This is a genomic window from Lysobacter tyrosinilyticus (assembly GCF_054779815.1).
In genome coordinates this window covers 1,328,180-1,342,301 of sequence record NZ_BAAGXN010000001.1, presented here as the reverse complement: position 1 = coordinate 1,342,301, position 14,122 = coordinate 1,328,180, and the positions used below count along the sequence as shown (strand labels likewise).

Genomic DNA, 14,122 nt, shown 5'->3' with positions numbered 1-14,122 from the left:
CATGACTACAGCCTCCCACGAGCTCCGCGAAGAAATTGCCAATGCACTGACCCACGGACTGGGAGCGACGGCGGCCCTGGCCGGCGGCGCCGTCCTGATCACGCTGTCCGCCTTGTACGGCGATGGCTGGCAGCTCATAGGCGCAATCGTCTTCGGCGTCTGCCTGCTGCTGCTGTATGTCGCCTCGACGCTGTACCACGCCATTCAACACCCGGTCGCGAAGGCCCGACTGAAGGTCTTCGACCACTGCGCGATCTACCTGCTGATCGCCGGCACCTACACGCCATTTACCCTGATCGGCCTGCGTGGCGCGGTGGGCTGGTGGTTGTTTGCCGCGATCTGGACGCTGGCGTTGGCCGGCGTCGTGTTCAAGCTGTTATTCACCGGCCGCTTCAAGCTGTTTTCGACCCTGATCTACGTCGCGATGGGATGGCTGGTACTGACGGCCATCGTGCCGGTGTTCCGCTCGCTGGATGCCTGGACCTTCGGCTGGCTGCTCGCCGGTGGCGTCTGCTACACGCTCGGCACATTTTTCTACCACCGCCCCTCGATGCGCTATTCGCATGCCGTGTGGCATATGTTCGTGATCGCGGGCAGCGTGTGCCACTATGTTTCGGTCATGGCGCAGGTCGTTCCACACATGTGAACGCGCGCAGCTGAACCCCGCGCAACATGTTCACTCTCACTTGATCCCTTGTTGCCGATGGTGAGCCGATCCGATTACGGAGGCTGACCACGATGCGGCTGATCCGCACACCGCAGCGGACCATCCAACCCTCGGAACAATTACGCCCGGCGGCAAATAGCGCCGCTGTAGGGTTCGTCCGTCGCATCATCGCGTGAGCAGTCCGATGGAACGACGACGCCCGCTCGAATCGACCCGCACATTTGCCGACACGCTGCGGCACCATCCATGGTGGCTTGCTTTGGGTGTACTAGCGTGTTCGCTCGCCATCCTTGTCGCGCTATGGGACTGGAACTGGTTCAAGGGACCGATCGAACGCCGGGTCGAGGCGCAGACCGGACGTCTGTTCCGCATCGACGGGAACATCGACGTCGATCTCGACTGGCGCACCCCTACCATCCGCGCGGACGCCTTGCGCTTTGGCAATGCGGCCTGGTCGAAGCAGCCCGTGATGGCGGCAGCGGACCGCGTCGAACTCAAGATCCGGCTCTGGCCATTGCTGCGCGGGCAAACCCGTATTCCCGACCTGCGACTGACACGTCCGCTTCTGCGCCTTGAGGTCGGCCCACAGCACATCGGCAACTGGAAGTTCGGCAGTCGCGGCGGCAGGCAGCCGCAGTTTTCACGACTGTGGATCGATGATGGCCAGGTCAGTTTCACCGATGCAGCCATCAACACCGATGTCCACGCGAACGTCACCAGTCCGCACGACGACGACAACAGCGCATCTTCAGTCCAGCTCGATGGTGGCGGCCTGTGGAAGGGAAACCGGTTCAAGGTCAACGGCAGTGCGGAAACACCTTTGGCCTTGCGCGATCGGCAGCGCCCCTATCGCATCGATGTGCACGCCCAAGCCGGCGCCACGAGAGCCCATGCGCGCGGTTCCCTCGTGGATCCTGTGTTGCTGCGCGACTTCGATCTTCAGCTCGCACTGTCCGGACAGGACATGGCGGACCTCTATCCGTTGCTGGGAATCGTCACGCCCAACACACCGCCTTATCGGCTCGATGGCCGCCTGACTCGCGAAACCAAGAATCCGGATGGCTATATCTGGCATTACGACAACTTCCGCGGCGTGGTCGGCGACAGCGATCTGGCCGGCGATGCCAGCGTGGAAACCGGACGGGCACGCCCTTACCTGCGCGCCGACCTCGTGTCCAAACACCTCGACTTCGACGACCTCGCAGGCTTCATCAACAAAGCGCCGCAAACCGGCAGTGGCGAAACAAGCAACCCGCAACTCATTGCCCAAGCCGAACGCGATCGCGCAAGCGCACGCCTGCTTCCTGATCGTCCTTACGAACTGGACAAACTGCGCGCCATGGATGCCGACGTGCGCTACCGCGCGCATCGCATCGATGCGCTGAAGTGGCCATTGGACGACATGGACACGCATCTGCGGCTGGAAAACGGCCTGCTTCACCTGGATCCCCTGAACTTCGGCGTAGCCGGCGGACAGGTGCGTGCAGTGGTGCGCATGGATGCGCGAGAGAATCCGATACGCACGCAGGCGCAGATCGGGGCGAACGGCTTGAACCTGCGCGAACTAGTCCCCGATCTGAAGCTCGCGCAGGACGCGATTGGCCGCATTGGCGGCGACGTCACCCTGGCTGGCAAAGGCAATTCGATCGCGCTGATGCTCGGCAGCAGCGACGGCAAGGTCGCAGTCGGCATGGGCCAGGGCCAGATCAGCAATCTGCTGATGGAACTGGCGGGCATCGATGTCGCCGAGGCGCTGAAATTCCTCATGCGCGGCGATCGCAAGATCCCGATCCGCTGTGCATTCGGCGACTTCAGCGTCGAGGGTGGATTGATGACTTCGCGCGCGATGGGCTTTGACACCACCGATACCATCATCGTCGGAGACGGCACGATCAACCTGCGCGATGAAACCCTGCACCTGAAGCTCAGGCCGCGCCCCAAGGATCGCAGCCTGATTGCGCTGAGAACGCCGCTATGGATCGACGGCACGTTCAAGAATCCCGACATTCACCCGAACTACGGCCGCATCGGGCTGCGTAGCGCCATTGCCCTGGCTTTGGGCAACATCGCACCGCCTGCAGCGCTGTTGGCAACGCTGGAACTGGGGCCGGGCAAAGACGCCGCCTGCGGCGGCCGCTACGCCAAATAGCGCGTGTAAAGATGCACCCGCATCATTTGCGCGTCGGCACGCATATCGACAGTATTCGACGATCGCAGCCATTCGCCGCACCCATGCCAACACGAATCTCCTTGCGCCTATCGATCGCTCTGGCGACGCTGCTGTTCGTTTCTACCGCAGGCGCCGCAGGTGACGCCGCGAACACCCAAGCCACCCGCGTAGTGATGCTCGGAACCGGCACGCCCAACGCCGACCCGGACCATTCGGGGCCTGCCACGGCGATTGTGGTTGGCAATCAGGCCTATCTCGTCGACTTCGGCCCCGGTGTGGTCCGGCGCGCGTCCGCGGCTGCACGGCAACACGGCATTGACGCGCTCAAGCCGGAACGCCTCGATCTGGCATTCGTGACGCATCTGCACAGCGATCACACGACCGGCTATCCGGATTTGATCTTCACGCCGTGGGTGCTCGATCGCAGCGGCCCGCTGCGCGTGTACGGCCCGCCCGGCCTGAGCGCGATGACCGACCACATCCTGGCGGCGTATGCGGAAGACATCGACATCCGCCTGCACGGTGGCGAACCCAGCAATACAGGCGGTCACCGCGTCGAGGCGCACGAGGTCAAACCTGGCGTCGCGTATCGCGACGAACACGTGACAGTCACTGCCTTCGCCGTGCCCCACGGCAAATGGAAATATGCCTATGGCTACCGTTTCGACACGCCCGATCGCCGCATCGTGATTTCCGGCGATACGGCTCCCAGCGATGCCGTAGTGCGGGCCTGCGACGGCTGCGACGTACTCATCCATGAAGTCATCAGCACGAGCACCTTCGCCGCGCGCGAACCGGAATGGCAGCGTTACCACGCGGCCTACCACACCCGCAGCCGGGATCTGGCGGATATCGCGCGGCGCGCGAAACCGAAGCTGCTGGTGCTCTATCACCAGCTATACGGCAAGGGCGGTACCGACGATGACCTGATCCGGGAAATCCGCGAAGCCGGTTACGAAGGCAAAGTGGTGTCGGCGCAGGACCTGCAGGTCTTCTGACCGATACCTCGGCCATGCTGCCGCGTCAGCTGGCGATGTAACGCTGGAGCTGGTCGAGTTCGACCTGTTGATCCTCGATCACGGCCTTCACCAGATCGCCGATCGAAACCACCCCGATCACTTCGCCACCGCGCAGTACGGGGAGGTGACGAATGCGCTGCTCGGTAACGACCTGCATGCAGTGCTCGGCGGTGTCCTCCAGGCGCACGCTGATCACGTCGGCGGTCATGATGGTGCGCACCGGCGTGTCTGCGGAGGAGCGCCCCTGCAGCACGATTTTCCGTGCGTAATCGCGCTCGGAAACGATGCCCAGCAATCGCGTCCCATCCATCACCAACAGTGCACCGATACGTTTGTCGGCCATCAGCCGGATCGCTTCGATCACCGGCGCATCAGGCTCGATCGCGTAGATCTCCGGGGCTTTCGCTTCGAGCAGCTGCCGTACGGTACGCATGGCTCTCTCCTTCGATGGCGATGGATGAACCCGAGAATACTCCTGTGGCCGGCTTCCAGGCATCGACCAGATAGAGGGGGCGTTGCTTGGCTTCCTCGTACAGGCGCCCCAGGTATTCGCCGATCAGGCCAAGCGCGATCAATTGCACGCCGCCCAGGAACAGGATCACGGCCATCATGGTCGGCCAGCCGGCGACCGGGTCGCCCCAGAACATTGCCTTGACCACGATCCACAACGCGTAGACGAACGCTACCGCTGCGGTCAGCAGGCCCAGGTAGGTCGCCAGGCGCAGTGGCGCGGTCGAGAAGCTGGTGATGCCCTCCAGCGCGAAATTCCACAGCCGCCAAAGGTTGAACTTGCTGGTCCCAGCGGTGCGCGCCTCGCGGTGATAGGGAATCGCGACCCGGTTGTAACCAATCCAGCCGAACAATCCCTTCATGAAACGATGACGTTCACGCAACTGCCGCAGCGCCGCCAGCGAACGCGGCGAAAGCAGGCGGAAGTCGCCGGTGTCGGCCGGAATCGGCGTATGCGACAAGCGGCCGATCACGCGATAGAAGGTGTGCGCGGTCGCGCGCTTGAGCCAGCTTTCGCCTTCACGCTCGAGTCGGGTGCCGTGGACGTCATCGAAGCCTTCGCGCCACTTGGCGACGAACTGCGGGATGAGTTCGGGCGGGTCCTGGCCGTCGGCGTCCAGGATTACCACGGCACCGGCGTCGACATGGTCCAGTCCCGCCGTGAGTGCCGCTTCCTTGCCGAAATTGCGCGACAGGCGCAACACGCCCACCCGCGGGTCCTCCGCGGCGATCCGCTGCAATACGGCCCAGGTGGCATCGCGGCTGCCGTCATCGACATACAGCACGCGACCGTCCACGTCGCTCATGCCATCCAGCACGGCACGCACACGGGGATGCAGCAAAGGCAGGGCCTGGGCCTCGTTGAAGGCCGCCACGACAACGGTGAGGGGGTCACGGGTCATGGCGGGAATGGTAACGGTCGCAGCGCTGGCACGCTGCGAACATCACGAACTCAGTCGATCCGCTGCAGGAATCCAGGGCCACCCATGTAGCGCATCTGGCGCTGGATCGCGTTACTGCGCCGCTCCACGTACGGACCAGGCCGGGCGATGCTGTAGCGGCGCGGATTCGGCAACACCGCGGCCATGCGTGCGGCTTCAGCCGGCGCGAGCGATTTCGCATCCTTTCGGAAATACGTGCGCGCGGCGGCCTGCGCTCCATAGACACCATCACCGAGCTCGACCGTGTTGACGTATACCTCGATGATCCGGCGCTTCGGCCACAGCGTTTCCATCAACACCGTGTACCAGACCTCCAGGCCTTTGCGCGCCCAGCGCGTGACGCCCTGCCCCTTCCACAGGAACAGGTTCTTGGCGGTCTGCTGACTGATCGTGCTGGCGCCGCGAGTGCCCTTGACGGGTTTGTTCCGCTTGCGGGCTCGCTCTTCAGCACGCTCGTTGTGCGCGCGCGCCTTTTCGATCGCCTTGAAGTCGAAGCCATTGTGCGTGGCGAAGTTCTGGTCTTCCGCCGCCATCATCGCCAATGGCACGTTGCGCGAGATCTCGTCGAGATCACGCCAGTCGTAGGCGATGCGGAAGCTGAAATCGCCCTCTCCCCACGCCTCGATCTGCCGTGCAGCCATGAAGGCAGTGAACGGAGGATCGAAGAAGCGCAGCAGCAGCACCTGCAGCACGGTAATGCCCACGAACAGCAACGGCAGCTTCCACAGCCATGCGCGCAGGCGCCGGGCCTTCGTTTTCGCCCCACCATTGCGGCCCGCGGACGGATTCAGCTCGCCACCGTCCGCATCGTTTTGAATCATGTCTTGCACCAAGCGTCCCCCGTCCCCATTTGGCGGATATCCCCACCAACCTCGGCGCGCATTATCGTGGATGCCGCGCGCCTTACCGTACGAGCCTTTCATGACCACCCCGACCGACCGTGACCAGCTGAGCCGTTTCCTGATCGAGGGCGCAGGTGTGCGCGGGGTCCGCGTGCATCTGCAGGACACCTGGCAGCAGATCCGGACCCGTTCGGACTATCCCGCGGCAGCGGCGGAACTGCTGGGCGAAGCCGCGGCCGCGGCAGCTCTGTTCACGGGCCACGCGAAGGTCGACGGGCGTCTTTCCGTGCAGCTGCGTGGGCATGGCCCCCTGCGCACGTTGTTCGCCGAGTGCACTGCCGCGGGCACGCTGCGCGGCATCGCACAGCTGGCGGAGGAAGGCGGCACGGTGACGCGGGACCTGGGCGACCTGGGTCCGGACGCGATGCTGGCCATCACCATTGAAAATCCCTCGCGCGACGGCCGCGATCCGATGCGTTACCAGGGGCTGGTCGCGCTGGAATCGGACTCACTCGCCGGCGCCTTCGAGGACTACTTCCGTCGTTCCGAACAGTTGCCGACCCGCCTGCTGCTTGCAGCGGACGAAACCGCCGCAGCGGGCCTGATGCTGCAGAAGCTGCCCGGTGATGCGGGCGACGATGACGGCTGGACACGCGCTGGCGCCCTGTTCGATACCCTCACGCCGCACGAACTGCTGGAGTGGACCGATGAGCAACTGGTCACCCGGCTCTTTCACGAAGACGGGGTGCAGCTGCTGGGCAACAAGCCGCTGTCATTCGCCTGCTCGTGCTCGCGGGGACGGGTCGAAGCCATGCTGACCTCGCTGGGCGAGGAGGAGGCCACCGCGGCCGTGGCCGACGGCAAGGCGCAGGTCCGTTGTGAGTTTTGCGGGCAGACCTATCGGTTCAGCCCGGGGGAGATCGCAGCGTTATTCCAGCCCGTTCCGGACCTGCAGCCGGCCCCGGAGCGCACCCAGTGAACGGGTTGCGACGGACCGCACAGATTGTTAAATAAGCATAAAGTAGCTATAGTCATACGCCCATAAAGCGGGGAACTTCACCGGCAGGACTCCGGTCGTAACCACGCCATGAACGCGCGCCTTTTCCAATTGCCACTCGCCCTGATGCTCGCCTTCGGCGCGGCGGCGGGCGCGCATGCGCAGGCGGCACGCACGGACACGGCACTGCTTCCGGTGTGGAATACCAACGGCAAGCTTGAAGCCGTCCTGCAGCTGGAACCCAGCGCCGTACCCGCGGCGGGAGCACGCTGGCGCGTGGGTGGCAACACTCTCAATGCCGCCTTCGGCCTCGACGCTGGCGACACTTTGGGGCTGGTCTGCGACCGCAAGAGCGGCGTTGCCGCGACCATCGGCAACCTGCCCAATCACTGCCTGCTCGCCACACTCGACGGGGATAGCAGCGACCGTCAGTTCACTGCCGGCACTTCGCTCACCCGTGGCGGCAATCGCCTCGGCCTGATCCTGGGCAACGCCCGCGACACCCTGCCGGCCTGGCTGAGTCCCAACAAGAAGACCAGCCGGCTCGACCAGAACAGCCTCACGCTCTACGGGCAGAAGAACATCGGCCGCGAGGCCACGGTTTCCATCGGCGGCACCCTGGCTCGCGCCAGGCTGATTCCTGCCGACGACATCCCGTCCGAAGTGACGGATCGCTGGACCACCAAGACCGTGACGCTCGGCGCCGGCGTCGGAAATTTCGGCGCGAACATCATTGGCCGCGTGGTCGATACGACCGGCATGCCTGGGCAATGGAGCGGTTTGGGCGTAGGCCTGACCTGGCGCACCCCCTGGAGCGGTCAGCTCACCGTGGGCGCCGAAAATGTCGTTACCCGGGGCAAGAACCCCTTCGCCCCCGACAGCGACAAGGACGAGGGCACCGTCCCCTACGTCCGTTACGAGCAGGACCTCTAGTCCCAACCTGCCCCGGTTTTCGACCGGTTCTCTCGCCGGCCCGATAGGGCTGCCGGCCCAGATTTCGCCTTATTTTCTGACGTCCGACACGGTCCTTGGAACCGTTCGTCGGCGCCTGTTAACGACACTTTAATTTTCTGGAGGAGCCGACTACTATCCGGACGGCCTTGCCGGATTTGGTGTCTTTCTTGACCCCTCCGGGGAGGTTCCCATGGGAAACAAACCAAGATCGACTTGGAGAGAGAGAGAGATGACCTTTAAGACCACCAAGCTCCGCGACGCGATTTCCTTCGCGCTCGTCGTGGGCACCACTGCCGCCGCGGGCACGGGCGTTGCGTACGCCCAGGACGCCGAGCAGAAGGAAGCCACCACCCTCGACCGCGTCGAAGTGACTGGCTCGCGCATTCCGCGCGCCGAGATCGAAACCGCACAGCCGATCATCACGCTGAGCCGTGAGGATATCCAGCAGCAGGGTTTCACCTCGGTTGCCGACATCCTGCAGAACCTGACCTCGGCCGGTTCGCCGGCGATCTCGCGTTCCCAGGCCCTCGCCTCCGGTGAATCCGTCGGCGGCTACTACATCGATATCCGCAACCTCGGTGCCAACCGTACCCTGGTGCTGGTCAACGGCAAGCGCATCGGCGCTACCACCGACGGCCTGCAGGACCTCGGCCAGATTCCGGTGTCGGCGATCCAGCGCATCGAAATCCTGAAGGACGGCGCTTCGTCGATCTACGGCTCCGACGCCATCGCCGGCGTGGTCAACGTGATCACCCGCCGCCAGTTCGACGGCGCCGAAGCCAACGCCTATGTCGGCCAGTTCAGCGAAGGCGACGGCGAGAAGCAGTCGTACGACATGACCATCGGTGCCACCGGTGAGAAGGCCAGCGTCACGCTGAGCGCCGAATTCACCAAGGAAGATCCGGTGATGGCGAAGGACCGCGCGTTCAGCTCGGGCCTGCCGGCCGGTAGCCCGGTCTCCTATGTGGGCTCGGCCAACCTGCCGTGCGGTCCGGGTGGCGCGGTTGTGAAGTGCACCCTGCGCCCGGGCATGAACCCGAAGCTGATCTCCAGCTATCGTCCGTACGTGCCGGGTGTTCCGTTCTCGCCGACCAACCCGGGCTCGTTCGGCGACAATGCCAACTCGAACGAAGAGATGTTCCTGCAGACGGGCATCGAGCGCCGTTCGCTGTACATCACCGGCATGGTCGACATCACCGACAACCTGCGCTTCACGTCGGACTTCTCGTACAACAAGCGTACGACCGACCAGCAGATCGCCGGCTATCCGTACCAGTCGACCTCGTTCGGCACGCCGATGTCGGGCGCCAGCTTCTTCACCCCGACCCCGGGCACCGCGCTGAACTTCCAGCGCCGTCTGTGGGAAGTACCGCGCACCACCGAGAGCAACCTGGAAACCTACCGCTGGGCGGGTGGTCTTGAAGGCTTCTTCTCGATCGGCGACCACCAGTGGGATTGGGACGTCGGCGCCAACATCAACCGCAATGACTCGGTGAAGAAGGGTCACGGCGATGCCAGCCTGCTGGCCACCACTGCTGCCCTGGGCCCGTCGTACTTCAACCCGACCACCCAGCGCGTCGAGTGCGGTTCGCTTGCCAACCCGATCGACTACGGCACCAACATCGGCAACGGCGAGTGCATTCCGTGGAACCCGCTGGCTCCGTTCGGCGACACCCAGGCTGGCTCGCTGACCGGCAATGCCGATCTGCAGGCCTTCCTGTTCCCGGAATTCACCGACACCGGCCGTACCGAGTCGCACAGCTACACCGCCAGCGTGGCGGGCTCGCTGTTCGCGCTGCCGGCGGGTGATCTCGGCCTCGCCGTGGGCGTGGAACACCGTTCGGAAGAAGGCGTGTTCGTACCGGACGCCTTCCGTCAGTCCGCCAACAGCACGGGTCTGCCCGCGACGACCACCCAGGGTCAGTACGACCTGGATGAAATCTACGCGGAAATCGAGATCCCGGTCCTGGCCGACATGGCGTTCGCGAAGGAACTGACCTTCAACATCTCGAGCCGCTACTCGGATTACTCGAACTTCGGCGACACCACCAACAGCAAGTTCTCGCTGCGCTGGCGTCCGATGGATGACCTGCTGGTCCGCGGCACCTACGCTGAAGGCTTCCGCGCGCCGGCCATCTCCGACCTGTTCGGTGGCCTCAGCGGCACCTTTGCGTTCTACATTGACCCCTGCGGTGTGAACAGCCCGAACGGCACCGTCAATGGTACGCCGGCTTGCGCAGGCGTTCCGGTCGGTTACGTGCAGCAAGCCCAGGGTGGCGCGAATTGCACGCAGTATCCGTGCCAGACGCCGGACCAGTTCCTGAGCGGTTCCAACCCGAACCTGCTGCCGGAAAACTCCAAGAGCAAGACCGCCGGTCTGGTGTGGAGCCCGCACTGGGTCGAAGGTCTGGACATCTCGCTGGACTGGTACAACTACGAGATCACCAATGCGATCCAATCGGATGACGCGACCGACATCCTGGCCGACTGCTATGTGACGGGTATCACCCAGCGCTGCACGGATGCCCACGTTACCCGTGCCGCCGACGGCCATGTCACCAACATGTTCATCGGCCTGGCAAACGTTGGCAAGATCGAAACGGAAGGCTATGACCTGGGCGTCAACTACAAGCTGCCGGAATTCTCGTTCGGCAAGTTCGTCATTGACTGGCAGAACTCCTACACCAGCAAGTACGACAAGCTGACCAAGAACCCGGCCGGCGACGACGTCATGCTCGGCCATGTGGGCGAGCCGGGTATCTTCCGCATTCGTTCCAACCTCGGCGTGACCTGGCAGAAGGGTGACTTCGGCGTCTCCTACATGGCCCGTTACTACTCGAGCATGAAGGAACCCTGCGCCACGGGCCGCCCGTGTAATGATGACGACCGCATCGTCAACGGCCGTCTGACCCGCACCAACGTCGTGGGCTCCAACACGTTCCACGACATCCAGGCCTACGTGAAGCTGCCGTGGAATGCGACGGCTGCGATCGGTGCCAACAATGTCGGCAACCACGTCGGCCCGATGATGTACAGCGCACCGAGCGCGAACTTCGCCTACTACGGCGGTTTCGACATCGGCCGCACGATCTACCTGAAGTACCAGCAGCGCTTCTGATCGATCTGATCGATCACTGCTAGGACTACGGCCCCGCAAGGGGCCGTAGTTTTTTGGGGCTCCGCGATGCGCAGGATTGCCTCCAGGTGCGGCAGCGCCATGCGGTTTGATCGAGGTTTCTCGATCGCACGACGACAACATCGCCCATCAGGCTGGATTCGCCGCGAGGTGCTTGCGCTGGTGCGCCGCGCCATGCAGCCGGTGCAAATGCAATAGAAGCCCCGTTTGCCGATAGTTCAAACGGCATCAGCAAATCTTCAAGCAACCGGCGCATGCAAGCGCGTAAGGGGACGCGCGCAATCGCGTGGGCTCCCGATGAAACCCTTGCCGTTATGAATTGATGTCGATCGACGGCGCAATCAGAAAGCCGGCGAAATCACGGCTGGCCATGCGATCGTTCGCGACGTGACGACTTCAAACGGTCGTCCACGTGCAATCAGGATCTGCCCATGGATTTCGCCAGTCCGAGGCTTCGGACTGGCGAACCCATGTAGTCGTTACTCGGCGAGGGCGCCAGCGATGCGCTGCTGCTCGTCCCTCAGCACTTCCGGCATGCGCGGACCGTACTCGTTGAGGTACTCGCCGATGCTCGCGAATTCCGCCTGCCAGCCTGCGTGGTCGAAACCAAACAGCTTGGACCGGGCCTCTTCGCTCAGCGCGATGCCGTCGACATTGACGTCGTCGATGCTGGGCAGGTTGCCGATCGGCGTCTCCACCGCGCCGGCCTCGCCCTTCACGCGCTTGATCATCCACTCCAGCACGCGCAGGTTGTCGCCGAAGCCCGGCCACAGGAACTTGCCGTCGTCGCCCTTGCGGAACCAGTTGACGTGGAAGATCTTCGGCAGCTTGGCGCCGTCCTTGTCGAAGGACAGCCAGTGACTGAAGTAGTCGGCGAAGTTGTAGCCGCAGAACGGCTTCATCGCCATCGGGTCGCGGCGCATTACGCCCACTGCACCCGTGGCGGCAGCGGTAGTTTCCGAACCCATTGCGGCGCCGACGAGCACGCCGTGCGTCCAGTCGCGCGCTTCGAACACCAGCGGGACCAGCGAGGCGCGGCGACCACCAAAGACGATCGCGCTGATCGGCACGCCCTGCGGATCTTCGGCCTTGGCCGAATAGCTCGGGCACTGCTTGGCACTGACAGTGAAGCGCGAATTCGGATGCGCGGCAGGGCCCTTGCCGGAGTCGTACTCGTTACCGCGCCAGTCGGTAACCGGCTTGCCTTCGCTCAGGCCTTCCCACCAGGGCTGGTTGTCGGCGGTGACCGCGACATTGGTGAAAATGGTGTCGTGCGCGACGGTCTTGAGCGCGTTCGGGTTCGAATTGATCGAAGTGCCCGGCGCGACGCCGAAGAAACCGGCTTCCGGATTGATCGCATACAGGCGGCCATCGGCGCCCGGGCGCATCCAGCAGATGTCGTCGCCGATGGTCCAGACCTTCCAGCCATCCTTGCGATAGCCATCCGGCGGAATGAGCATCGCCAGGTTGGTCTTGCCGCACGCCGACGGGAAAGCGGCAGCGACGTAGTGCGTCTCGCCCTGCGGATTTTCCAGGCCGAGGATCAGCATGTGTTCGGCGAGCCAGCCTTCCGACTTCGCCTGGTGCGACGCGATACGCAGTGCATGGCACTTCTTGCCGAGCAGCGCATTGCCGCCGTAGCCCGAGCCGAACGACTTGATCGTCAGTTCGTCGGGGAAATGCATGATGAAGCGGCGGTTCGGGTCGAGCTCGCCGATCGAATGCAGGCCCTTCACGAACGAGCCTTCGCGCTCGATGCGCGCCAGTGCCGGCGCGCCCATGCGGGTCATGATGCGCATGTTCGCGACCACGTACGGCGAATCGGTGATTTCCACGCCACAACGCGACAGCGGCGATTCGATCGGGCCCATGCAGTACGGGATCACGTACATGGTGCGGCCCTTCATGCAGCCGGCGAACAGCGCATCCATCTTGGCGTGGCCATCGGCAGGCGACATCCAGTGGTTGTTCGGGCCGGCGTCGTCCTGCTTGGACGTGCAGACGAAGGTCAGGTGTTCGACACGGGCGACGTCGTCCGGGTGCGAGCGGTGCAGCCAGCTGTTGGGGTGAGTCCTTTCGTTGAGCCGGATGAGGGTCCCATCGGCTTCCATCTGCGTGATCAGTGCTGCGTTTTCGGCGTCACTGCCGTCGCACCACTGGATCGCGTCAGGTTGGGTCAGCGCAGCAACTTGCGCGACCCACTCATTGAGCGCGGCAAGCTGGCTTCGTCCGGCATTTTCAGCCGGAGCGTTCTGCGACAGGTTGTTCATCAACGGACCTTCTTACGGATTGGGAATCAGGGTAGCGGCCATATGCTCGACATAGGCCTCGAATTCGTCGTGCTGCATCCGTGTCTGATGCAGTTGCAGGTTGAGCTGCAGGAATCCGACGTAGGCCGAATACAGCAGCTGGGCGCGGTAACGCGCGTCGGTGCGGGAGAGGCCCGCCTGGCGGAAGGAAGCAGTGAGATAGTCGAGGCGACGCTCGGACACGCGACCGATGACCGGTTGTACCGCCGGGTGATCCATGGCCTTGATCAGCTCGGAATAGACGACGTGCGACTTGTATTCGTGCGCGACCAAGCTGAAGAGCGCGCGCAGTCGCGCGCGCGGATCGGTGATCGCTTCGAGCTGACCGAACACGACCTCCTGCTCCACCTTCTCCCAGCGCTCCAGTGCCGCTACCAGCAACGCCTCGCGCGAGGGGAAATGCCAGTAGAAACTGCCCTTGGTAACGCCCAACCGACGGGCCAGCGGCTCGACGGCAACAGCGGCGACGCCCTGCTCGGCGATGAGGTCCAGCGCGGCGGACGCCCAGTCGTCAGCGCTTAGGCGCCCGGTGCGTTCGGTCTTGGAAGGATCGGGCTTGGCGGCGGCGGTCGTCATC

General features: G+C 63.9%; 11 protein-coding genes. 6 read left to right on the top strand and 5 right to left on the bottom strand.

The window, feature by feature from the left end; genetic code table 11:
* The first annotated feature begins 1 nt into the window (after position 1).
* The 3 genes from trhA (at position 2) to ACYVGK_RS05735 (ending at position 3,835) form a co-directional block, all read left to right on the top strand.
* Positions 2-646, top strand: coding sequence for a PAQR family membrane homeostasis protein TrhA (trhA, locus tag ACYVGK_RS05745; RefSeq protein ID WP_460732280.1), 645 nt, complete (start codon positions 2-4; stop codon positions 644-646).
* A gap of 205 nt (positions 647-851) precedes the next feature.
* On the top strand, positions 852-2,816 hold the full coding sequence (locus ACYVGK_RS05740) for an AsmA family protein (RefSeq protein WP_460732279.1): 1,965 nt from the start codon (positions 852-854) through the stop codon (positions 2,814-2,816).
* A gap of 101 nt (positions 2,817-2,917) precedes the next feature.
* A complete protein-coding gene (locus ACYVGK_RS05735) occupies positions 2,918-3,835 on the top strand; it encodes an MBL fold metallo-hydrolase (protein ID WP_460732278.1) in 918 nt (305 codons plus the stop codon).
* A 25-nt stretch (positions 3,836-3,860) separates the two neighbouring features.
* Here the strand turns inward: ACYVGK_RS05735 and ACYVGK_RS05730 are convergent, their stop codons facing one another.
* The 3 genes from ACYVGK_RS05730 to mtgA are packed head-to-tail and all read right to left on the bottom strand — an operon-like array spanning position 3,861 to position 6,128.
* Complete coding sequence (locus ACYVGK_RS05730; protein ID WP_460732277.1) at positions 3,861-4,289, bottom strand: CBS domain-containing protein; 429 nt, start codon at positions 4,287-4,289, stop codon at positions 3,861-3,863.
* Positions 4,228-5,268 (bottom strand): glycosyltransferase family 2 protein, encoded by a 1,041-nt coding sequence (locus tag ACYVGK_RS05725; RefSeq protein ID WP_460732276.1) that lies wholly within the window; start codon positions 5,266-5,268, stop codon positions 4,228-4,230. Before ACYVGK_RS05725 ends, ACYVGK_RS05730 begins: the two co-directional genes overlap by 62 nt.
* Before the next feature lie 50 nt (positions 5,269-5,318).
* The gene (gene mtgA, locus ACYVGK_RS05720) at positions 5,319-6,128 is read right to left on the bottom strand and encodes a monofunctional biosynthetic peptidoglycan transglycosylase (protein WP_460732275.1); all 810 of its coding nucleotides are present in this window, start codon (positions 6,126-6,128) and stop codon (positions 5,319-5,321) included.
* Between the two features lie 100 nt (positions 6,129-6,228).
* Here mtgA and hslO point away from each other — a divergent pair, with 100 nt between their 5' ends.
* The 3 genes from hslO (at position 6,229) to ACYVGK_RS05705 (ending at position 11,218) form a co-directional block, all read left to right on the top strand.
* Positions 6,229-7,128: an Hsp33 family molecular chaperone HslO gene (hslO, locus tag ACYVGK_RS05715; protein ID WP_460732274.1), complete on the top strand. Its 900-nt coding sequence runs from the start codon at positions 6,229-6,231 to the stop codon at positions 7,126-7,128.
* 108 nt (positions 7,129-7,236) lie between these two features.
* Positions 7,237-8,079 (top strand): XOO1806 family protein, encoded by an 843-nt coding sequence (locus tag ACYVGK_RS05710; protein WP_460732273.1) that lies wholly within the window; start codon positions 7,237-7,239, stop codon positions 8,077-8,079.
* 250 nt (positions 8,080-8,329) lie between these two features.
* The gene (locus ACYVGK_RS05705; protein ID WP_460732272.1) at positions 8,330-11,218 is read left to right on the top strand and encodes a TonB-dependent receptor plug domain-containing protein; all 2,889 of its coding nucleotides are present in this window, start codon (positions 8,330-8,332) and stop codon (positions 11,216-11,218) included.
* A gap of 497 nt (positions 11,219-11,715) precedes the next feature.
* Here ACYVGK_RS05705 and ACYVGK_RS05700 read toward each other — a convergent pair whose 3' ends face one another.
* Positions 11,716-13,506 carry a phosphoenolpyruvate carboxykinase (GTP) gene (locus ACYVGK_RS05700; protein ID WP_460732271.1) on the bottom strand — a complete coding sequence of 597 codons (1,791 nt, stop codon included), beginning with the start codon at positions 13,504-13,506 and terminating at the stop codon, positions 11,716-11,718.
* Between the two features lie 12 nt (positions 13,507-13,518).
* The gene (locus ACYVGK_RS05695; protein WP_460732270.1) at positions 13,519-14,121 is read right to left on the bottom strand and encodes a TetR/AcrR family transcriptional regulator; all 603 of its coding nucleotides are present in this window, start codon (positions 14,119-14,121) and stop codon (positions 13,519-13,521) included.
* Between the last annotated feature and the right edge of the window lies 1 nt (position 14,122).

What these genes read in the sequence shown, in the direction of transcription:
- hslO (WP_460732274.1), top strand. Translation starts at nt 6,229, where the DNA reads ATGACCACCCCGACCGACCGTGACCAGCTGAGCCGTTTCCTGATCGAG.
- trhA (WP_460732280.1), top strand. Translation starts at nt 2, where the DNA reads ATGACTACAGCCTCCCACGAGCTCCGCGAAGAAATTGCCAATGCACTG.
- ACYVGK_RS05730 (WP_460732277.1), bottom strand. Translation starts at nt 4,289, where the DNA reads ATGCGTACCGTACGGCAGCTGCTCGAAGCGAAAGCCCCGGAGATCTAC.
- ACYVGK_RS05705 (WP_460732272.1), top strand. Translation starts at nt 8,330, where the DNA reads ATGACCTTTAAGACCACCAAGCTCCGCGACGCGATTTCCTTCGCGCTC.
- mtgA (WP_460732275.1), bottom strand. Translation starts at nt 6,128, where the DNA reads ATGATTCAAAACGATGCGGACGGTGGCGAGCTGAATCCGTCCGCGGGC.
- ACYVGK_RS05700 (WP_460732271.1), bottom strand. Translation starts at nt 13,506, where the DNA reads ATGAACAACCTGTCGCAGAACGCTCCGGCTGAAAATGCCGGACGAAGC.
- ACYVGK_RS05695 (WP_460732270.1), bottom strand. Translation starts at nt 14,121, where the DNA reads ATGACGACCGCCGCCGCCAAGCCCGATCCTTCCAAGACCGAACGCACC.
- ACYVGK_RS05740 (WP_460732279.1), top strand. Translation starts at nt 852, where the DNA reads ATGGAACGACGACGCCCGCTCGAATCGACCCGCACATTTGCCGACACG.
- ACYVGK_RS05710 (WP_460732273.1), top strand. Translation starts at nt 7,237, where the DNA reads ATGAACGCGCGCCTTTTCCAATTGCCACTCGCCCTGATGCTCGCCTTC.
- ACYVGK_RS05725 (WP_460732276.1), bottom strand. Translation starts at nt 5,268, where the DNA reads ATGACCCGTGACCCCCTCACCGTTGTCGTGGCGGCCTTCAACGAGGCC.